Below are 19,700 nucleotides of genomic sequence, written 5' to 3'. Positions count from 1 at the left end.
CCATTCAGTGGAACGACCAGACCGTACAACAGAACGACCGGCCAGTGCCAACAGAATGACCGCGCGGTCCATTGCAATGACCCGGCGGCGAGGAAGGTGATCAGGTGACCGAGACAGCCGCAGCACTGCGGACGGTCGCGCACAACGTCCGGGCGGCCCGTATCCGCGCGGGCCTGTCCCTGGAGGAACTCAGCCGGCGCGCCCAGGTCAGCAAGGGCGCCTTGGTGGGTTTGGAGAAGGCCCAGGGCAACCCCAATCTCGCCACGCTGGTCCGACTGGCCGACACCCTCGGCATCTCGGTGTCCGCCCTGATGCAGGGACCCGCGGAGGGCCGCGTCCGCGTCGTGTCCGCCGCCGACGTGGCACCCCTGTGGACCGGCGAGCAGGGCAGCGAGGCCAGGCTCATGCTGACCACCTCGGGCCCGGCTCCCGTCGAGGTCTGGCGCTGGCGTCTGCAACCGGACGAGGAATATCCCAGCCACCCGCACCAGGCCGGAGTCGTGGAAACCGTCAGCGTCACCTCAGGACGAATGACCCTGGTCGTCGACGGCAGCGAGCACACCGTCGAAGCGGGACAGACCGCCACGTTCGACGGCGACACCTCCCACACCTACCGCGGCTCGGGTGATGAGACCTGCCACTTCGTCATGACGGTCCACCTGCCGCCCGGTCCTTCCGCAACCTGACCTGCACCGCGCGCAGGGGGTTCGCCGGCGACCCGCTCCCGTGCGGCCGGCGGCCGGCTCCACGGCGAAGTCCTCCGGAAAATGACCGCCCGCTTGAACCCAGCGCAATGCGCACACGTACGGACAACCGGGAAGCGCGCCTGTATCGCCGGGGCCCGCGTCCCTGCAGCCCGTATTGACACATTCGAGGAGTACACCGATGACCGCTCCGCGCCTGAGCGACTGGCTGACGACACGCCAGCCCCTCGTGCTGGGCCTGTTCCGGATGGTTCTGGGCCTGTTGTTCACCACGGAGGGCGCCGCGACGGTCTTCGGCGTGCTGGGGCGCAAGGCCAGCCCGACAGGTGACTGGCCGTTCTGGTACGCCGGGGTGATCGAGCTGGTCTGCGGCGCCCTCGTCCTGCTCGGCGTCGTGACCCGCAGCGCCGCCTTCCTCAGCTCGGGCATCATGGCCTTCGCCTACTTCACCGAACACCAGGAGGACGGTCTCTTCCCGCTGCAGAACGGCGGTCTCGCCCCGGCGCTCTTCTGCTGGGGGTTCCTGCTGCTGGTGTTCTTCGGCCCGGGCGCCCTCTCCCTGGCCGGCCTGGTCCGCCGGGAGAACCAGCCGCGACCCGCCGCCCACCACACGACCGAGGCGTCCCGATGACGCGTGCCCGCTTTGCCCTGTGGTCGCCGGCTCAGCGGCCCGGCCTCTTGAAGTGGGCATAGGGCGGATACGCCTTGAAGCAGATCAGCACTTCCAGGGGGTGCCCTCCGCCGGGCTCCTGGACCAGCGCCGGGAGCCCCGCCATCAGCACCGAGTACCCCTTGACGACGCCTTTCTGACGCGGACCCCAGCCCGCCGCGTGCGCGAAGTCCGTGGCGGTCTCGGCGAAGACGTCCCGGTTGCCGAAGAGGAAGAACGTGCGGGCGTGGGTGGCGTGCCGCAGCTCGTCCCTGAAGTCGGCCCGCTCCCGTCGTTCCCGCCAGGAGGCGGCGTCCCGCGCGGTACGCGCCTCGTCGGTGCGGACGGTCAGCGGAGTGCCGTTGACGAGCTTGCGCCGCAGCTCGGGCCACTTGCTGGGGCGCAGGCCCAGCGTGTGGTGGGCCAGCACGAGGTCGACCAGCTCGCCGACGCCCTCGTCGGGCGGGACGCTGTCGCGCAGCGGCACGTGGACGATCGTGTGCCGGGAGTAGGCGGCGAAGGAGAACAGGCCCGCGAGCCGGTTCAGCCCGTCGTGGTCGCCGAGCAGCAAGCCGATGGGGTCGGGGGCGCGCAGCGAGGTGTGGCGAAGGGGCTGCCGGGGCTGGACGACACGGTGCTCGTGGGGCCCGGTCCGGGGCCTGAACTGGCGCAGCCTCAGCCGCATTCGGCGTACCTCATGGCCTCATGATCTCGGGCGGCGAGTGTCCTCGGCAACGGGATTCGCCCGGCGGCATCGTCATCGAGCCGGCGACGGTCCCGGACGTGAACCCGACACGCCTCCGTCGCGGAGCACCCGTTGTCCGCCTTCACGCGGACGAGACCGGCGCCGACGAGACCGGCGCGTCGAGCCCTCGCGCCAACTCGGCGCGCTGCCGGAGTGGTTGGTCTCCAGGAGAGACACGCCACCGCCGGGACCGAGCGCGGCGACCCGGTGGTGCACCCGATGCGGTGCCGGTGGGGTTCACAGAAGCGTGACAGGAAGCACACACCCGCACCTCCGAGCAAAGGAGAGATCAAGTTAAGGTAAGGCTGGCCTTACGGTCGCTGATCTGCACAAAAGGAGTTCCACCATGTTCCACCGGCGTCGCGGCCCGGCCGCCATCGCTCTCGCGGTCGCCGCCGCGCTGTCCCTCGCGGCCTGCGGCGGCTCTTCGGACAGCGGGAAGGACGCCTCGGCGTCCGCGGCGGCCGGCGACAAGAAGGCCGTGGCGCAGGGCGGTGAGGACTTCGGGTCCGCCGCGCAGAAGACCGCCGCCATGGGGACCGACGCCAAGCCGGGGCAGTGGCCGCGCACCATCACGCACGCCATGGGCGAGACCGTCATCAAGTCCCGGCCCGAGCGCGTGGTCGTCCTGGACGTCGGTGAACTCGACAACGTGGTGTCGCTCGGCATCAAGCCGGTCGGACTCGCGCCCACCGAGGGCTCTCCCGAGCTGCCTTCGTACCTGAAGAAGGACGCCGGCACGCCAAAGAACGTCGGCACCATCAACAACCTCAACCTCGAGGCGATCGCCGGTCTGCGCCCGGATCTCATCCTCGGCAGCCAACTGCGCGCCGCGGACAAGTACGACGAGCTGTCCCGGATCGCACCCACCGTCTTCTCGATCCGGCCGGGCTTCACCTGGAAGGAGAACTACCTCCTCAACGCCGCGGCCCTCGACAAGACCGCCGAGGCCAAGGCGAAGCTCGCCGAGTACGACACCCGGGTGAAGGCACTCGACACCAAGCTGGGCTCCGCCAAGCCAACCGTCTCGATGGTCCGTTACCTGCCCGACGGCGTGATCCGCCTGTACGGCAACGCGTCCTTCATCGGCACCATCCTCAAGGACGTCGGCATCCCGCGGCCCAAGAACCAGGACATCGAGGACCTGGCCGCCGAGGTCAGCGCCGAGAACATCGACCAGGCCGACGCCGACTACATCTTCACCGGCGTCTACGGCGACCCGAAGGCCACCGACAAGTCCCGCGCCCAGGGCAATCCGCTGTGGAAGAACCTCGCGGCGGTCAAGGCCGGGCACGCCTACGACGTCCCCGACGAGACCTGGTACCTCGGACTCGGCGTCACGGCCTCCCACCAGGTCCTCGCCGACCTCGAGAAGTACCTGACCACGTAACAAGCGGGAGGGCGGAGCGCCGAGCCGTACCCGGTCACCGGGCGGCCGGCGCTCCCCCACCCCACCCACCCGATCCGCTTTTCCACGGCGGGTCGTCGTCGGCTCAAGGTCATCCCAGCACCACACGCACCACACGCAGAGGAACCGCATGTCCCCCACCACCCGACGCCCCCTCGTCTGGCTGGTCACGGGCGCCCTCCTGCTGCTCCTCTCCGTGCTCCTCAGCCTGGCCGTCGGCAGCCGCCAGATCGCCCCGACGGAGGTCGTCGACGCCCTGCTGCACGGCGGCACGAGCGACAACGCCCAGGTGGTGGGCGCCCTGCGCGTGCCCCGCACCGCCATCGGCCTGCTGGTCGGCGTTGCCCTGGCGGTCGCCGGAGTGGTCATGCAGGGCGTCACCCGCAACCCGATCGCCGACCCCGGTGTGCTCGGCGTGAGCCAGGGCGCCTCATTGGGTGTGGTCTGCGCGATCGCGTTCCTCGGCGTGCACACCCTGAGCGGATACGTCTGGTTCGCCTTCGCCGGCGCGGGAGTGGCCGCGGTGGCCGCCTACGCCGTGGCCAGCAGCGGACGCGGCGGCGCCTCACCGGTCAAACTCGCCCTGGCCGGGGCCGCGATGAACGCGTTCCTCGCCTCCCTGGTCTCCGGCATCGTCACGACCGACGCCGAGGCGCTCGACGAGTTCCGTTTCTGGGACGTCGGTTCGATCGGCGGCCGTGACGGGGACGTCGTGGCGCAGACCTGGCCGTTTCTCGTCGCGGGGCTGTTGCTGGTCGCGGCCCTGGCGCGCGGCCTGGACGCACTCGCGCTGGGTGACGACGTCGCCAGGAGCCTCGGCCATCACGTCGTCCGTCTGCGGATCCTGGGCGCGCTGGCCGCCACCGTCCTGACCGGTGCCGCGGTGGCGGCCGCCGGTCCCATCGCCTTCGTCGGGCTCGCGGTCCCGCACATCGCGCGGGCGCTGGTCGGCGGAGGCCACCGCTGGGTGCTGCCCCTGTCAGCCCTGCTGGGCCCGACCGTGATCCTGGTCTCGGACGTGGTCGGCCGGATCGTCTTCCCGCCTTCGGAGGTGCCGGTGGCCGTGATGACGGCCCTGTTGGGCGTGCCGTTCCTGGTCGCGCTGGTGCGCAGAAGGGCGACGGTGGCGGCGTGACACGGCTCGATCCGACCGATGTCCGTCAGAGGGCGGTCACTCCCTTCGGTCACTCCGTCGTACGGGCAGGCGGCGGAAGCCTCCTCCTGCACCGCCGGGCGGCGGTGGTGGCCCTCCTCCTGGCCGCCGCACTGGCGGCGACCGTCGTCACGTCCCTGTGCGTGGGCGAGTCCTTCGTCTCCCCCACCGAGGTCGTCAGGGTCCTGCTCGGGCAGCCGAGCCCCGACGAACTGGTCGTCGGCACGCTCCGCCTGCCGCGGCTGGTCACCGGTCTCCTGGTCGGCACGGCGTTCGGCGTCTCCGGCGCGCTGATACAGACCGTCGCCCGCAACTCCCTGGCCAGTCCCGACGTCATCGGCGTCACGCACGGCGCGGGCGCGGCCACCGTGACCGCGATGACGTTCGGAGTCACCTCCTACGCGGTCCTGCCGTACGTCTCGGTCGCCGGCGGGCTGAGCGCCGCCGCGCTCGTCTACGTCTTCGCCTGGCGGCACGGCCTGCAGGCCACGCGGTTCGTCCTCATCGGCATCGGTGTGTCGATCGCGCTCGGCTCGGTCACCCGGCTGTTCCTGACCAAGGGCGACTATCTGGTGGCCCAGCAGGCCAAGGTGTGGCTCACCGGCTCACTCAACGGTCGGGGTTACGACCACTCCGCCCCTCTCGCTCTGACCCTGCTCGTCCTCCTGCCCGCACTGCTGTGGGCGGCGCACGCGCAGCGTGTCGTCGCCTTGGACGACGACACGGCGACCGCACTCGGCGTACGCCTCGGGTCGGTCAGGCTGGGGCTCACCGCGCTCGGCGTGGTGCTGGCGTCCGTGGCGACGGGCGCCGCCGGCCCGGTCGACTTCGTCGCCCTGCTGGCCCCCCAGATCGCCCGCCGCCTCACGCGCACGCCCCAGATCCCCCTGGTCTGCTCGGCCCTGTCGGGCGCCCTCATCGTGGTGCTCGCGGACCTGCTGGCCCGGCGCCTGTTCTCCCCGCTGGAACTGCCCGTCGGGGTGCTGACGGCGGCGATCGGCGCGCCGTACCTCATGTGGCTCATCGCCCGCACCCGCTCACGAGCCGCCGCCTGACCTGCGCGGCCCGGCGGCCACCCGGTCCGCACCACCGCCGGGTCGGGACGGCGGTGGTGCGGACGCGCGCAGGCGTCCGCTCCCGGGCTGGGCGTACCCAGGCCCGGTGTCGGCCGCCGGGCCGGCGGGCGTGGACGGTGCTGATGGGCCGTAGGGCTCTGGACGGTGTGCGGACCGCCTCGTCGAAGCAGTGCCCACTCCTGGTCTCGCCCGCGACAGCCCGGAGACCGCGACGCCGTCCTCACCGCAGGCCGGCGACCAGATCGGCCATCACGGCGCGTGGCAGTGACGGGTTGGCGGCGGCCGCTTCCACGACCCGCCGGTCGGTGTCGTCGAGCAGCTCCGCGATGACCGGCGGCGGGAGTGCCGGGTGGCCGGCGGCCACGGGCCTCGCCCGTTCGTCCGCCAGGCAGGCGAGCAGTGCCGGGGCCGTAGCGTTGCGGTGCCCGGCGATCTCGCGGAACGCCCTGTGTACCGGTGGCGCGTGCCGCGTCAGGTCCTCCAGCAGCGTCCCGGGCGCGTCGGGGTTGGCGGCCACCTTGGCGAGGACGCGGATGCCGTGTCGGTCGACCATCGCGCGCAACCGTGCTTCGGAGAGGCCCGGATGGCCGGCGATGGACTTGAGCACTTTGGCGTCGGGGTCGGCGGCCAGCGCGTCGCGGATGCCGACGGGCAGATCGCGTCGTTGGGCCGGCAGCATCCGCACGGCCGGATCCGGGGACGCGGCCAACTCCTCGATCTCGTCGGGCGAGGCCGCGGCGATCCGCGGCAGAAGGGTCGAGCCGATCTTGGCAGTCCCGGCCAGATGGGTGAGCACGTCGAGCGGTACGTGCGGGTTGTGGGCCAGTCCGCGCAGGACGACGCGGTCACGGTCGCCGGCCAGTGCACGGATCAGCGTCTCGTCGACGGCGGGATTCTCGGCGAGGTCGGCACGGATGCCGGGGTGGGGATCCACGGCGAGTCGTCCCGCCGCCTCCGGCGGCAGGTCGGCGCGGGCGGCGAGCTCCCGGCGCAGCAGTGCCGAGGGGTGGTCGGCGAAGCCGACGACGGCTTCGGTGGGCAGGGCCGGGTTCCGCAGCGCCATCTGCTGGATGTCGTGCAGGGTGGACTCGTGCGAGCCGTCACAGGAGGCGCCCGGCCGCAGGTCGCAATCGGGCCGCGGACAGTGCGGATCGTGCACGAACGGGGTCTGTTCACGGTCGCAGACGAGGCACCGCCGGATCGCAGGCAGCCCCTCGCCGCTGATCAGCATCGCCAGAACGGCCGGAGGGGTCGCCTCGTTGGCCGCCACCGCCCGTCGGACCTCGGCATGCGGATGTTCCGCGAGGCGGGCGGCCACGTCCGCCGTCGTCCACAGGGCGAGCTCCGCGACGACCCGTACGTCCGGGTCCGCGGCCAGCGTCTCCACCACGTCGGGCGGCAGACCGGGGCAGGCGGCCAGCTTCTCCCGGTGCTCGACGACCGGGTCCGCCGCGAACAGTCGCGCCCACTCCGGGCTGCCGCCCCCTTCCGCGAGCAGTGCGAACGCGGCCTGCGGCAGTGCCGCGGGATCGATGTCGGCGGCCGTCAACCTGCCCTGATACGCCAGCCGGACAGCGCTGTCCTCGACACGCGAGGCCAACGCGACCGCCTGTGCGCGGCTGAGATCCTCGCGGCCGGCCAGATCCCAGGCGATGTCGTCGTCCGCGACCTCGATCAGGCGGTCGACCAGGTCCGTCGGCAGGGCCGGGTTCGCAGCGAGCCCGCACAGCACATGATGCACACGGGCATCCTGCCTCGACGCCCGCCGAACGGCCCGTCATTTTCCTGCGCTGCGGGGAAGGTCAGCCGTCGATCGCTCGCAGTGAGTCGTCGTCCAGGCCGGCCGCCAGCCACTGTTCGACGGCGGTGATGTGGACGGTCGCGGCGGAGACGGCCAGCAGGGCGTCGCGTGCCTGGAGTGCGCGGAGGATCTCCTCGTGGTCCTCGTGGGCGTTGTCCAGGGCATGGCGGGTGCGGGTGCCGCGGATGATGCGTACGCGCTGGGTGCGGGTGGAGAGCACGCACAGCAGCATGGACAGCACCGGGTTGCCGACGGCTTCCGCGATCCTGAGGTGGAAGGCGATGTCGTGGGCGACGAACTCCTCGACGGTGGCCGCGGACCGGCACCGGTCGAGGATGTGACGCAGTTCCCGGAGGTCGTCCGGCCGCAGCAGCGCGGCCGCCAGTCCGGTGGCCTGCGGTTCGAGGAGCCTGCGCACCTGGAGCAGTTGGAGGGCGGCCCGGCCCTGGGAGACGTCGGCGGCGAAGGAGAGGCTCTCCAGCAGCAGATGGGGCTCCAGGCTGGAGACGTAGGTGCCGTCGCCCTGCCGGGTGATCAGGATCCGCATGGCGGTCAGGGCCCGGACGGCCTCGCGCAGCGAGCTGCGGGACAGGCCGAGTTGTCCGGCGAGGATCTCCTCCTTGGGGAGTCGGGAGCCGGGGGCGAGTTCGCCGGCGACGATCATCGCCTTGATCTTGTCGATGGCCTCGTCGGTCAGTGCCACGAGCGTGCCTCTCCGTGCCGGTCGGGTGCGCTGCGACGACGGCTCCGCCCGGCGCCGAGGGCGGGCGGAGCCGTTCGCGGGGCGCGGCTACTCCTGCTTCTCGCCGGAGGCGAAGCGGGAGATGATCAGGGCGACGATGATGATGACGCCGTTGAGGAACTGGTTCCACAGGGGCGGCACGCCTGCCAGCGTCATGACGTTGACGACGAGCTGGAGGGTCAGCACACCGGTCAGGGCGCCGAACACCGAGCCCTTGCCGCCGTTGAGACTCACCCCGCCGATGACGGTCGCGGCGAAGACCTGGAAGATCCAGCCGCTGCCCTGGGTCGCGGAGACGGAGCCGTAGTGACCGCTGTAGAGGATGCCGGCGAACGCGGCGAGCAGGCTGCCGAGGATGAGGACGGCCCACACGATCCGGTCGGCACGTATACCGGCGGTGCGGGCCGCCTCGGCGTTGCCGCCGATCGCGTACAGCGCGCGGCCGTGCCGCAGCCAGGCCAGCGCGCTGCCGCCGATCGCGAAGAGCACCGCGCACACCCAGATGGCGGCCGGCACGCCCAGCCAGGACGCCTTGCCCAGGTAGGTGAAGGAGGAGGGGAGTTCGACGATGGACTGGCCCTCGGACAGGGCGACCTGGAGGCCCCGGAGCATGGTCAGGGCGCCGAGCGTGACGATGAAGCCGTTCAGGCGCAGCTTGAGGATGAGGAAGCCGTTGACGGCGCCGATCACCGCGCCGACCAGCAGGCAGAGCGGGACGGCCGTCCACTCGGGGAGGAGTCCGAGCCCGTTGAACCGGCCGCCGCTGGTCGGCAGGACCAGCCAGACGGCTATGACCGGAGCCACGCCGATGGTGGACTCCAGGGACAGGTCCATCCGCCCGCAGATCAGGATGAACGTCGTGGCGAGGACCAGCAGGCTCAGCTCGGTGGACTGCTGGGCGACGCCGATGAGGTTGTCGGCGGTGAGGAAGGCCGGCGAGACGATGAACCCGATCACCATCAGGACGAGGATGGCGGGGACCAGGGACAGTTCGCGGAAGCGGCCGAGGTCGACCCGGCGACGGGCGCTGTCCGCGGCGGCCGGCTCCGCCGCGCTCGCCGCGGGCTCGGTGAGATCTGTGGTGGCGGACATGACTACCTTCCGTGCTCGTCGGTGCCGGATGCGGGGGGTGCGGTGCTGGAGCCGGGGATGCCTTCGATCGCGGCGACGACGTCCTCGTCCTTCCAGCCGCGTTCGAACTCGGCGACCACCCGGCCGTGGAACATGACGACGACCCGGTCGCACACCCTGAGGTCGTCCAGTTCGTCGGAGACGATCAGCGCGGCCTTGCCGCCGTCGGCGACCTGCCGGATCCTGGCGAGCAGGAACTCCTTGGACCTGACGTCCACGCCGTTGGTGGGCCGGACGGCCACCAGGACGTGCGGGTCGGTGGCCAGGGCACGGGCGACGACGACCTTTTGCTGGTTGCCGCCGGAGAGGGCGGAGACGGGGGTGGCGGCTCCCGGGGTCTTGATGTCGAGGTCGCGGATCATGCGCTGGGCGAAGATCTTGGTCCGGGAGGGCAGCACCATGCCGAACGGGCCGAGCTGGTCGGTGACGGTGAGCGTCGCGTTCTCCGCCACGCTGCGGTTGTTGACCAGGCCCTGGAGATGGCGGTCCTCGGGAACCAGGCCGACCCCGGCCGTGAGGGCGGACGGCACGCTTCCGGAGCGCACGCTCCGGCCGCCGACCGCGATGCTGCCGGCCTTGGCGCGGTGCAGACCGGCGACGGCCTCCCCCACCCGCACATTGCCGCTGGCCGCGGCACCGGCGAGCCCGACCACCTCGCCCGAGCGGACCGAGAGGGACAGGTCCTCGCAGGCACCGGGCAGCGTCAGCCCGTCGATCGCCAGCAGCTCCGCGGAGCCGGTCCGTGCGGCCGGGGCCGTGCTCCCGGCCGCGGCCCGGACGGAGGCGGACTCGCCGGTCATGGCCTCCACCAGCGCCTGGTGGCCGAGGTCGGCCACGGGCGCGGTGAGGATGTGGCGCGCGTCGCGGTAGACGGTGACCGTGGTGCAGAGGTCGTACACCTCTTGCAGGTGGTGGGAGATGAAGAGGAAGGCGACGCCCTGGTCCTGGAGGTCGCGGAGCTTGTCGAAGAGCCGGGCGATGCCGCGGGCGTCGAGCTTGGCGGTCGGCTCGTCGAGGATGATGAAGCGGGCGCCGAAGGACAGCGCCCGGGCGATCTCCACGAACTGCCGCTGCTCGACGGTGAGGTCCTTCGCCCGTGCGGCGGGGTCGACGGCCACACCGTACTCACCGAGCAGGTCCGCGGCACGGAGCCGGAGGTGCTTCCAGCGGATGGGCCGCACGGCGCCGGAACTCTGCCGGTTCAGGAAGAGGTTCTCGGCGACGGTCAGGTCTCCGATGACCGTGGAGCGCTGGTAGACGCAGGCGACGCGGGACCGCCAGGCGTCGATGTCGCCCACGGCCGGCGCCGGCTCGCCCGAGAAGCGCAGGGATCCGGTGTCGGGCTGCTGGAGACCGGTGAGGATGGACACGAGCGTCGACTTGCCGGCGCCGTTGCGGCCGACCAGGGCGTGCGACTCGCCCGCTGCGATGCTGATGCGTGCGTCGCGCAGGGCGACGGTCGCGCCGAAGCGTTTGCTGATGCCGGTCGCCTCGGCCACCGGGGCCGGATGCCCGGGGCCGGTCGCCGGGGCGGTCGCGGTGTCCGCCATGGAGGTTCCGTCCTTCGTGTGGGGAGGCTGGGGGCCGGGGAACGCGGGGCGTGGGGCGGTGTGGGAGAGGGGACCGCCCGTCTCTCCACACCGCGCGTCGGCACCCTCGCCCGGGAGAGGTGCGGGTGTGTACTGCCGGCGGTCAGCCGACGTTGTTGCCCCACAGTGCCTTGTCGTCCACGTTCTCCTTGGTGACCAGCGGGGCGGGCAGCTGGTCCTCCAGTCCGTTGGGGATCTTGACGATGGTGGAGCCGTGGTCGGTCGCCCCCGGCTCGAAGGTCTTGCCCTCCACCGCGGCCTCGGCGTAGTAGAGCGCGTACTTGGCGTAGAGGTCGGCGGGCTGGGAGACGGTGGCGTCGATGTGGCCCTTGCGGATCGCGTCGAACTCCTGCGGGATGCCGTCGTTGGAGATGATCGCGATGTGGCCCTTCTGGCCGGCCGGCTTGAGCAGGCCCTTCTGCTCCAGCAGCGCGAGGGTGGGCTGGAGGAAGACACCGCCTGCCTGCATGTAGATGCCGTTGAGGTCGGGGTGCTGGGCGAGCAGCGACTGGAGCTTGGCGGAGGCCACGTCGCCTTTCCAGTCGGTGGGCAGCTCGAAGACCTCGATCTTCGGGAACTTGGTCTTCATGCACTCCGCGAACGCCTCGGAGCGGTCGCGCCCGTTGATGGAGTCCAGGGCGCCCTGCAGCTCGGCCACCTTGCCCTCGCCCTTCAGCTGCTTGCCGAGGAACTCGCAGGCCTTGGTGCCGTACGCCCTGTTGTCGGCGCGGACCACCATGTAGACGTCGCCCTTGTCCGGCCGGGTGTCGACGCTGACCACCGGTATCCTCGCCGCCGACAGGGTGTCGAGGGTGGAGGCGATGGCGCCGGTGTCCTGCGGCGCCATGACGACGGCCTTGGCCCCGGTGTTCTGGAACACCTGCACGTTGGCGACCAGCTTGGTGATGTCGTTCTGCGAGTTGCTCAGCGGCAGCGCGTCGATGCCTTCGGACTTGATGTCCTTCTTCAGGTACTGCGCGTAGGAGTTCCAGAAGTCGGAGTCGGAACGCGGCAGGTCGATGCCGATGGCCGACTTCCCGCCGCCGGACGCGGCCGAGGCCGAGCTGTCGCGGTTGCACGCGGTGGCGAGGGACAGGACCGCGAGGACAGCGGTGGCTGCCGCGGCGGTGGAGCGGGTGCGAGCGAGCTTCATGGCCGTGTTCTCTCCTTAGCCGGGGCCGGAGCCTCAGGGCGACGGTGGGAGGTGGCGTGCTCGCCTGCCGGGGAGTGCGGGCACGCCGGCCGGGCAGGTGGTGGTCCGGCACACAGCATGCGGACCCGCCCGACGGGGACGGAAAGTGAGGGTCAGCCGGTGGCCGAGGTGACGGAGGCCGAGCGGCCGGATCGCGCAGGCGGACAGGCGGAACGCCGGAAATATCCGAACCATTCCTCCGATGTATCTCGGACGTCGAGGACGTTACGACGGCGTTGCCGACGTTGACAAGACTCCGCTCACCCGGATTTCCGCGACACGGCGGCCCAGGTGACCGAGGACTCGTCGCCGCAGGCTCCGATCGAGGGGGGCGCGAAGGGGGCTTTACGCCACTTCACCGGAGCGGAGCCTCCTGACGCACGGTCACACCTGGGACGACGCACGTGCAGACCGTGCCTCACCTGCTGGAACCGCATACGGACGCCGATACATCCGACGTATGCATTGCCAGTCGCGCCTCCTACGTCTACAGTCGCGGTGCCGCCATACATCCGATGACTCCGCCCGATGGCTCAGGGTGCAGGCCATCGACGTCCCCCTTGCGGCCACCCCCACGCGACGAACCGTCCATGGCAAGGGAGTTGCTCAGTGAAACTGCTACGCGTCGGCGCCCCCGGCGAGGAGCGGCCCGCTGTCCGCACCGACGACGGCCGGCTGCTGGACCTGTCCTCGATCACCTCCGACATCGACGGCTCCTTCCTCGCCTCGGGCGGTGTCGACCGGGCCCGGGCGGCGATCGCCGAGGGCACGCTCCCCGGACTGGACGCGGACGGGCTGCGGATCGGCGCGCCCGTCGCCCGTCCCGGCAAGGTCGTCTGCGTCGGCCTCAACTACCGTGACCACGCCGCCGAGACCGGCGCGCCGATCCCCCCGCGTCCCGTGGTGTTCATGAAGGACCCGGGCACGGTCGTCGGCCCGTACGACGAGGTGCTGGTCCCTCGTGGCTCGGTGAAGACGGACTGGGAGGTCGAACTGGCGGTCGTCATCGGCCGCCGGGCGCGCTACCTCGAGGGACCCGCCGCCGCGCGGGCCGTGATCGCGGGCTACGCGACCAGCCACGACGTCTCCGAGCGCGAGTTCCAGTTGGAGTACTCGCCCCAGTGGGACCTGGGCAAGTCCTGCGAGACCTTCAACCCCCTCGGCCCCTGGCTGGTCACCGCCGACGAGGTCGACGATCCCCAGAACCTCGGACTGCACCTGAGTGTCAACGGCGTGAAGCGGCAGGACGGCCATACAGGCGACATGGTCTTCCCCGTCGACCACATCGTGTCGTACCTGAGCCAGTACATGGTTCTGGAGCCGGGCGACGTGATCAACACCGGTACCCCCGCGGGCGTGGCCCTCGGCCTGCCCGGTACGCCGTTCCTGCGCCCCGGTGACACCGTGGAACTGTCCGTGGACGGGCTCGGCAGCCAGCGCCAGACCTTCGGACGAGCGTGAAAGGCAGCACCTCCTTGACTGCAACCTCCGCCCGGATCACCGCGGTCGACACCTTCGACATCCGCTTCCCCACCTCGCGGGAGCTGGACGGCTCGGACGCGATGAACCCGGACCCCGACTACTCCGCCGCCTATGTCGTGCTGCGCACCGACGCCGGCGACGGGCTCGAAGGCCACGGCTTCACCTTCACCATCGGACGCGGCAACGACGTCCAGGTCGCCGCGATCGACGCACTGCGGTCCCACCTCGTGGGACGTTCCGTGGCGGAGCTGCGCGCCGACCCGGCCTCGCTCAGCCGCGACCTGATCGGAGACAGCCAGTTGCGCTGGCTCGGCCCCGAGAAGGGCGTGATGCACATGGCGATCGGCGCGGTCGTCAACGCCGTGTGGGACCTGGCCGCCAAGTACGAGGGCGTACCGCTGTGGCGGCTACTCGCCCGTGCCGAACCCGAGTGGCTGGTCTCCCAGGTCGACTTCCGCTACATCGCCGACGCCCTCACGCCCGAGGAGGCCCTCGCCCTCCTCCGCGAGGGCCGGACGGGCCTGGCCGAACGCGAGGCGGTCCTGCTGGAGCGCGGCTACCCCGGCTACACCACCTCGCCCGGCTGGCTCGGCTACTCCGACGACAAGCTCACCCGGCTGGCCGAGCAGGCCGTCGCCGACGGCTTCACCCAGATCAAGCTCAAGGTCGGCGCCGACGTGCAGGACGACGTCCGGCGGCTGCGCACCGCCCGAGCCGCCGTCGGCGACGGCATCCGCATCGCCATCGACGCCAACCAGCGCTGGAACGTGGACGAGGCGATCGAGTGGACCAACGCGCTCGCCGAGTTCGACCCGTACTGGATCGAGGAGCCCACCAGCCCCGACGACGTCCTCGGCCACGCGACCGTCCGACAGGCGGTGGCGCCGGTGAAGGTCGCCACGGGCGAGCACGTGCAGAACCGCGTCGTCTTCAAGCAGCTCCTCCAGGCCGGCGCCCTGGACGTCCTCCAGATCGATGCCGCCAGGGTCGCCGGGGTCAACGAGAACCTCGCCATCCTGCTGCTGGCCGCGAAGTTCGGGGTGCCGGTGTGCCCCCACGCCGGCGGAGTGGGGCTGTGCGAGCTGGTGCAGCACCTGTCGATGTTCGACTACCTGGCGCTGTCGGGCACCACGGAGAACCGCATGATCGAGTACGTCGACCACCTCCACCAGCACTTCGTCGATCCCGTGGTGATGCGCGCCGGCCACTACACGGCTCCGCTGGCGCCCGGTTTCTCCGCCACTATGCGGGAGGAGTCCATCGCCGAGTACCGCTACCCGGACGGAACGTTCTGGGTCGCCGACCGCGCCGGGCAGGAGGATGTGGCGTGAACGACCTGTCAGGTCTCAAAGCCCTGGTCACCGGTGGTGCGTCCGGGATCGGACTGGCCACCGCCCGCGCACTGGCCGCCCGGGGTGCCGCGGTGGCGGTGCTCGACATCGCCCCGGAGGGGGTGCCGGAGCCGCTGGCGGCTTTCACGGCCGACGTCGCCGACGACGCCTCGGTGCGCGCGGCCGTGGAGGCCGCCGCCGCCCGGCTCGGCGGCCTCGACATCCTCGTCAACAACGCGGGGATCGGCGCCGCGGGCACCGTCGAGGACAACCCCGACGAGCAGTGGCACCGCGTCCTCGACGTCAACGTCGTCGGCATGGTCCGCACCACCAGGGCTGCCCTGCCGCACCTGCGCCGGTCCGCGCACGCGTCCGTCGTCAACACCTGCTCCATCGCGGCCACCGCCGGACTTCCGCAGCGCGCCCTGTACTCCGCCAGCAAGGGCGCCGTGCTGGCCCTCACCCTCGCCATGGCCGCCGACCACGTCCGTGAGGGCATCCGCGTCAACTGCGTCAACCCGGGCACCGCCGACACCCCCTGGGTGTCGCGGCTGCTGGAGGCCGCCGACGACCCCGAGGCCGAGCGCGCCGCCCTCAACGCCCGCCAGCCCATGGGCCGTCTGGTGACCGCCGACGAGGTGGCGGCCGCCATCGTCTACCTCGCGGGTCCCGCCGCCGCCGGCGTCACCGGCACCGCGCTCGCGGTGGACGGCGGCATGCAGGGGCTCCGGCTGCGCCCGGCGGCCAAGCCGTGAGGGCGACGACGCTGGGCGGCAGCGCGGTCGAGGTCACGCGACTGGCGCTCGGCTGCGCGGGCATCGGCAACCTCTACCGCCCGGTCACCGACGAGGCCGCCCACGCCACGGTGGACGCGGCCTGGGACGCCGGCATCCGCACGTTCGACACCGCCCCTCACTACGGCCTCGGCCTGTCGGAGCGACGGCTCGGCGCGGCCCTGCGCGGCCGCCCCCGGGACATGTACACCGTCTCCACCAAGGTGGGCCGCATCCTTGCCCCGAACGGGGAGGACGGTCACGGCGACGACCTCGCGAACGGCTTCGCCGTCCCCGCGACCCGTCGCCGCGTCTGGGACTTCAGCGCCGACGGGGTGCTGCGCTCCCTCGAGGCGAGCCTGGAGCGTCTCGGCCTCGACCGGGTCGACATCGTCCTGCTGCACGACCCGGACGACCACGCCGAGCAGGCGCTGCGCGAGGCGTACCCGGCGCTGGAGCGGCTGCGCGCAGAGGGCGTGGTCGGGGCGATCGGCGTAGGGATGAACCAGTCCGCGCTGCCCACCCGCTTCCTGCGCGAGACCGACGTCGACGTGGTGCTTCTGGCCGGGCGCTACACCCTCCTGGAGCAGGACGGGCTCGCCGAGCTGCTGCCGGAGGCAGCCGCCCGTGGCCGGAGCGTGGTCATCGGCGGCGTCTTCAACTCCGGGCTGCTGATCGGCCCGAGGCCTGGCGCCACGTACGACTACGCGCCCGCGCCACAGCCTGTGCTCGACCGGGCACTGCGCCTGCTGGCGGTCACCGAACGCCACGGCGTGCCGCTGCGTGCCGCCGCCCTGCGCTTCCCCTTCGGCCATCCCTCGGTCGCGAGTGTCCTGACGGGTGCGCGGTCTGCCGGGGAAGTGCGCGACACGGTGGAGCAGTCGCGCCGCCCGCTCCCCGACGCGCTGTGGGACGACCTGCGCGCCGAGGGGCTGCTGGCGGAGGGTGCCCCCGTCCCCGGAGCGCCGTCGAAGGAGCCGTCATGAGGGTCGCCCTGCACACCAGGGTCCGCGCCGACCGCGTCGAGGAGTACGAGGCCGCGCACCGCGAGGTGCCCGAAGAGTTGACCGCCGCCATCCGCTCCGCCGGTGTGCGCGAGTGGACCATCTGGCGCAGCGGCACCGACCTGTTCCACGTGCTGGAGGTCGACGACTACCGGTCGATGATCGCCGAACTCGAGAAGCTGCCGGTCAACATCGCCTGGCAGGCGCGGATGGCCGAACTGCTGGACGTGGTCCACGACTACTCGACGGAGGGCGCGGACGCCTCGCTCCCGGTGGTGTGGCAGCTGTGACCGCGTCTCATCCCGTCCCCGGAGGTTCATGCGCGGCGTCCGGCAACGGGAGGGCCCACAAGGCCGGTTCGCTGCCGCTCGGGAAGCACGGCGGTTTCCTATAGGTTCGATGACGGCCCGTCCGGAGGACGGGTCCGGACCTACGCTTGAGGGAGCTCGCATGGCTTTGATCCACCACACCACCATGACGCCCACCAAGCTCGAACTGCTCACCGGCTGGCTGCCGAAGCAGAGCTGGTACGTGGGCGACGCGGGTACGCCGGAACTGTTCAGGGCCGGTGGGTTCCGGCTGGACGATCCGGAGGGCGCGGTCGGGATCGAGTTCATGATCGTGGTGGACTCCGGCGCCCGGGAGCCGGCGGCGTACCTGGTGCCGATGGGATACCGCGGTGCGGCGCTGGAGGGCATCCCCGGCGAGGCGCTGATCGGCACCTCCGAGCACGGGGTGCTCGGCACGCGGTGGATCTACGACGGCGTCCACGACCCGGTGGTGATGGCGCAGTTGCGCGCCCTCCTGCGCGGTGAGGCGACGCCACAGCACCAGAGCAGGAGCGACGCCCCCGACCCGACCGTCACCGTGGACGGAACCGGCCCCGGCGACGGGCTCGACGTCCGCGTCAACCGCGTCCTGCGTCCTGGGGAGGCCGCACACGGGGAGTCCGGACGCCTCGTCGCCGGGTGGACCTGGCCGGACGGGACGGCTGCGCGGGGAGTGCTCGCGACCTTCGCGCCTCGGTGAGAGGTCCCCGGTGGAGCCGTGCCGGGGGGCGGGCCCGCGGAGAGGCGCTGCGGTGGGGCTCCGGCCGGCACGGGGCCCGGCGGAACGCCGTGGCCTGCACGGGGCCCGGCGGAACGCCGTGGCCTGCACGGGCCCGGCGGAACCCCGTGGCCTGCACGGGGCCCGGCGCGGAACCCCGTGGCCTGCACGGGGCCCGGCGGAACCCCGTGGCCGGCACATGGTCCAGCGGAACGCTGTACCGACCCGGGCGTTGAGGCGTCGGCGGTGGCCGCGCCGGCGGTGGGCGGACACCCGCCCACCGCCGGTCCCGTCCGCCGAGGACCGGTGAACCACCGAGCAGCCGTCAGGCCATCGCTTCCGCCGCCGGAGCGCTGATCTCCCGCTTGAGGATCTTGCCGCTCGGCCCCATCGGCAGCGTGTCCCTGAGCCACACGGTCCGGGGGTACTTGTACGCCGCGACCCGGTCCTTGACGTACTGCCGCAGTTCCTCTGCCGTGGCCCGCGCACCCGGGCGCAGTACCACCGCGGCCGCGATCTCCTCGCCGAGCTCCTGATGCGGTACGCCCACCACCGCGGCGAGGGCGACGGCCGGGTGCTCGTGCAGGACCTCCTCGATCTCGCGGGGATACACGTTGTAGCCGCCGCGGATGATCATGTCCTTCTTCCGGTCGACGATGTAGAGGTAGCCGTCCTCGTCCTGCCGGGCCAGATCGCCGGTGCGCAGCCAGCCGTCCGGGATGGCGACCGCCGTCTCCTCGGGACGGTTCCAGTAGCCCTTCATCAGATTGGGGCCGCGCACGGCGAGTTCGCCGATCTCTCCGGGGCCCACGTCCTGGCCCTTGTCGTCCAGCAGCCGGACCTCCACGTCCTGGATGGGGGTGCCGATGGAGCCGGCCTTGCGGGGCCGGTCCAGGTGGTTGAAGGTGACCACCGGACTCGTCTCGGACATGCCGAAACCTTCCAGCACCGCGCAGCCGAAGCGCCTCTCGAAGCCGTGCAGAACCTCCACCGGCAGCGAGGCGCCGCCGGAGACGCACATCCGCAACGTCGACACGTCCGCGTCGGTCGGGTGCTGCAGCAGAGCCGCGTACATGGTCGGCACCCCACCGAACACGGTCGCCCGGTCGCGGGCGATGGCGTCCAGCACGGTCTGCGGATCGAAGCGCGGGATGAGCGTGAGCGAGGCCCCGCTGCGGACGGCCACGCTCATCGTGCAGATCTGGCCGAAGACGTGGAACAGCGGCAGGCATCCCACCACCACGTCGTCCGGCGTCATCCGCTGGACGTGGAGCTCATTGGTCTCGGTGTTGTGCCGCAGCCCGCCGTGGGTGAGCGCGGCGCCCTTGGGCTTGCCGGTGGTGCCGGAGGTGTACAGCAGGACGGCCACGTCGTCGTCCGCCGTCCGCGCCATTTCGGTCAGCGGCTCGTGCACGGCCAGCAGCGCGGCGAACGACGAGGGCTCCACCGCAAGGCGCCGCACGCCGGCGGTGGCGGCTCCCTGCGAGCCCTCCCCCGGCGCCTGGTGCCATTCGAAGAGCAGCACGGCCCCGGAGTCGGTGAGGTGATAGGCGGTCTCCCGCTCCTTCAGCAGCGGGTTCAGCGGCACCACGATCGCCCCGGCGCGCAGCGCACCGTAGTAGAGCACGACGAACTCGGGAACGTTCGGCAGCATCAGGGCGACGCGGTCCCCGGGCCGTACGCCTTCCGCCCGCAGCAGCGCGGCGGTACGGGCGCTGCGTTCGTCGAGCTCCGCGTAGGAGGTGGGGTGCGATCCCAACCGCAGTGCGGGACGTTCCGGCTGCCGAGCCGCCGTCTCCACCAGGAACTCCGCCAGATTGGCCATGGACCGCCTCCACCGACTCACCGTCGACATCCGTTGTTCACGTGGGCG

At 71.8% G+C, this 19,700-nt stretch carries 18 protein-coding genes; 11 read left to right on the top strand and 7 right to left on the bottom strand.

All coding sequences use genetic code 11. The features are described from left to right. Window positions 1–104 precede the first annotated feature (104 nt). Together ACIHAR_RS01060 and ACIHAR_RS01055 are read left to right on the top strand one after the other, a co-directional pair. The gene (locus ACIHAR_RS01060; protein WP_365456301.1) at window positions 105–686 is read left to right on the top strand and encodes an XRE family transcriptional regulator; all 582 of its coding nucleotides are present in this window, start codon (window positions 105–107) and stop codon (window positions 684–686) included. A gap of 199 nt (window positions 687–885) precedes the next feature. Then, complete coding sequence (locus ACIHAR_RS01055; protein WP_365456304.1) at window positions 886–1,335, top strand: DoxX family protein; 450 nt, start codon at window positions 886–888, stop codon at window positions 1,333–1,335. A gap of 31 nt (window positions 1,336–1,366) precedes the next feature. On the opposite strand, the gene ACIHAR_RS01050 is transcribed toward ACIHAR_RS01055, so the two are convergent. Next, a complete protein-coding gene (locus ACIHAR_RS01050) occupies window positions 1,367–2,038 on the bottom strand; it encodes a hypothetical protein (protein ID WP_365456307.1) in 672 nt (223 codons plus the stop codon). A 406-nt stretch (window positions 2,039–2,444) separates the two neighbouring features. On the opposite strand from ACIHAR_RS01050, the gene ACIHAR_RS01045 reads away from it, so the two are divergent. From ACIHAR_RS01045 to ACIHAR_RS01035, 3 genes are all read left to right on the top strand, one after another. Then, a complete protein-coding gene (locus ACIHAR_RS01045) occupies window positions 2,445–3,488 on the top strand; it encodes an iron-siderophore ABC transporter substrate-binding protein (protein WP_365456311.1) in 1,044 nt (347 codons plus the stop codon). A gap of 148 nt (window positions 3,489–3,636) precedes the next feature. Then, window positions 3,637–4,641: a FecCD family ABC transporter permease gene (locus ACIHAR_RS01040; RefSeq protein ID WP_400015705.1), complete on the top strand. Its 1,005-nt coding sequence runs from the start codon at window positions 3,637–3,639 to the stop codon at window positions 4,639–4,641. Next, complete coding sequence (locus ACIHAR_RS01035; protein WP_365456317.1) at window positions 4,638–5,714, top strand: iron chelate uptake ABC transporter family permease subunit; 1,077 nt, start codon at window positions 4,638–4,640, stop codon at window positions 5,712–5,714. The genes ACIHAR_RS01040 and ACIHAR_RS01035 overlap by 4 nt, the downstream gene beginning before the upstream one ends. 241 nt (window positions 5,715–5,955) lie before the next feature. On the opposite strand, the gene ACIHAR_RS01030 is transcribed toward ACIHAR_RS01035, so the two are convergent. The 5 genes from ACIHAR_RS01030 to ACIHAR_RS01010 form a co-directional block, all read right to left on the bottom strand. After that, entirely contained in the window at window positions 5,956–7,476 is a 1,521-nt protein-coding gene (locus ACIHAR_RS01030) for a hypothetical protein (protein ID WP_400015703.1), read from the bottom strand. A 61-nt stretch (window positions 7,477–7,537) separates the two neighbouring features. After that, on the bottom strand, window positions 7,538–8,239 hold the full coding sequence (locus ACIHAR_RS01025) for an FCD domain-containing protein (protein WP_365456323.1): 702 nt from the start codon (window positions 8,237–8,239) through the stop codon (window positions 7,538–7,540). A gap of 87 nt (window positions 8,240–8,326) precedes the next feature. Continuing rightward, window positions 8,327–9,370, bottom strand: coding sequence for an ABC transporter permease (locus ACIHAR_RS01020; protein WP_400015700.1), 1,044 nt, complete (start codon window positions 9,368–9,370; stop codon window positions 8,327–8,329). A 2-nt stretch (window positions 9,371–9,372) separates the two neighbouring features. After that, window positions 9,373–10,959, bottom strand: a complete 1,587-nt coding sequence (locus ACIHAR_RS01015) for a sugar ABC transporter ATP-binding protein (protein WP_400015698.1) — start codon at window positions 10,957–10,959, stop codon at window positions 9,373–9,375. A gap of 142 nt (window positions 10,960–11,101) precedes the next feature. Then, window positions 11,102–12,151: a sugar ABC transporter substrate-binding protein gene (locus tag ACIHAR_RS01010; RefSeq protein WP_365456332.1), complete on the bottom strand. Its 1,050-nt coding sequence runs from the start codon at window positions 12,149–12,151 to the stop codon at window positions 11,102–11,104. 648 nt (window positions 12,152–12,799) lie between these two features. Here ACIHAR_RS01010 and ACIHAR_RS01005 point away from each other — a divergent pair. The 6 genes from ACIHAR_RS01005 (at window position 12,800) to ACIHAR_RS00980 (ending at window position 17,809) form a co-directional block, all read left to right on the top strand. After that, the gene (locus ACIHAR_RS01005; RefSeq protein WP_400015696.1) at window positions 12,800–13,651 is read left to right on the top strand and encodes a fumarylacetoacetate hydrolase family protein; all 852 of its coding nucleotides are present in this window, start codon (window positions 12,800–12,802) and stop codon (window positions 13,649–13,651) included. A 14-nt stretch (window positions 13,652–13,665) separates the two neighbouring features. Further along, on the top strand, window positions 13,666–15,003 hold the full coding sequence (locus tag ACIHAR_RS01000; protein WP_400015694.1) for an L-fuconate dehydratase: 1,338 nt from the start codon (window positions 13,666–13,668) through the stop codon (window positions 15,001–15,003). Then, entirely contained in the window at window positions 15,000–15,758 is a 759-nt protein-coding gene (locus ACIHAR_RS00995) for an SDR family NAD(P)-dependent oxidoreductase (protein ID WP_400015692.1), read from the top strand. The genes ACIHAR_RS01000 and ACIHAR_RS00995 overlap by 4 nt, the downstream gene beginning before the upstream one ends. Beyond that, complete coding sequence (locus ACIHAR_RS00990; RefSeq protein WP_400015690.1) at window positions 15,755–16,762, top strand: aldo/keto reductase; 1,008 nt, start codon at window positions 15,755–15,757, stop codon at window positions 16,760–16,762. The genes ACIHAR_RS00995 and ACIHAR_RS00990 overlap by 4 nt, the downstream gene beginning before the upstream one ends. Further along, window positions 16,759–17,070: an L-rhamnose mutarotase gene (locus ACIHAR_RS00985; RefSeq protein ID WP_400015688.1), complete on the top strand. Its 312-nt coding sequence runs from the start codon at window positions 16,759–16,761 to the stop codon at window positions 17,068–17,070. The genes ACIHAR_RS00990 and ACIHAR_RS00985 overlap by 4 nt, the downstream gene beginning before the upstream one ends. 160 nt (window positions 17,071–17,230) lie before the next feature. Next, entirely contained in the window at window positions 17,231–17,809 is a 579-nt protein-coding gene (locus ACIHAR_RS00980; RefSeq protein WP_365456350.1) for a 1,4-alpha-glucan branching protein, read from the top strand. A gap of 343 nt (window positions 17,810–18,152) precedes the next feature. On the opposite strand, the gene ACIHAR_RS00975 is transcribed toward ACIHAR_RS00980, so the two are convergent. After that, a complete protein-coding gene (locus ACIHAR_RS00975; RefSeq protein WP_400015686.1) occupies window positions 18,153–19,652 on the bottom strand; it encodes a long-chain fatty acid--CoA ligase in 1,500 nt (499 codons plus the stop codon). Window positions 19,653–19,700: the final 48 nt, after the last annotated feature.

Origin of the sequence: Streptomyces sp. NPDC052016, from assembly GCF_044548445.1 — a bacterium.
GTDB lineage: Bacteria > Actinomycetota > Actinomycetes > Streptomycetales > Streptomycetaceae > Streptomyces.
This window is presented reverse-complemented; position numbering and strand designations above follow the sequence as displayed.

Coding starts and splice junctions, on each gene's coding strand:
- ACIHAR_RS01055 (WP_365456304.1), top strand. CDS start 886: ATGACCGCTCCGCGCCTGAGCGACTGGCTGACGACACGCCAGCCCCTC.
- ACIHAR_RS01050 (WP_365456307.1), bottom strand. CDS start 2,038: ATGCGGCTGAGGCTGCGCCAGTTCAGGCCCCGGACCGGGCCCCACGAG.
- ACIHAR_RS01045 (WP_365456311.1), top strand. CDS start 2,445: ATGTTCCACCGGCGTCGCGGCCCGGCCGCCATCGCTCTCGCGGTCGCC.
- ACIHAR_RS01040 (WP_400015705.1), top strand. CDS start 3,637: ATGTCCCCCACCACCCGACGCCCCCTCGTCTGGCTGGTCACGGGCGCC.
- ACIHAR_RS01020 (WP_400015700.1), bottom strand. CDS start 9,370: ATGTCCGCCACCACAGATCTCACCGAGCCCGCGGCGAGCGCGGCGGAG.
- ACIHAR_RS01015 (WP_400015698.1), bottom strand. CDS start 10,959: ATGGCGGACACCGCGACCGCCCCGGCGACCGGCCCCGGGCATCCGGCC.
- ACIHAR_RS01010 (WP_365456332.1), bottom strand. CDS start 12,151: ATGAAGCTCGCTCGCACCCGCTCCACCGCCGCGGCAGCCACCGCTGTC.
- ACIHAR_RS00985 (WP_400015688.1), top strand. CDS start 16,759: ATGAGGGTCGCCCTGCACACCAGGGTCCGCGCCGACCGCGTCGAGGAG.
- ACIHAR_RS00980 (WP_365456350.1), top strand. CDS start 17,231: ATGGCTTTGATCCACCACACCACCATGACGCCCACCAAGCTCGAACTG.
- ACIHAR_RS00975 (WP_400015686.1), bottom strand. CDS start 19,652: ATGGCCAATCTGGCGGAGTTCCTGGTGGAGACGGCGGCTCGGCAGCCG.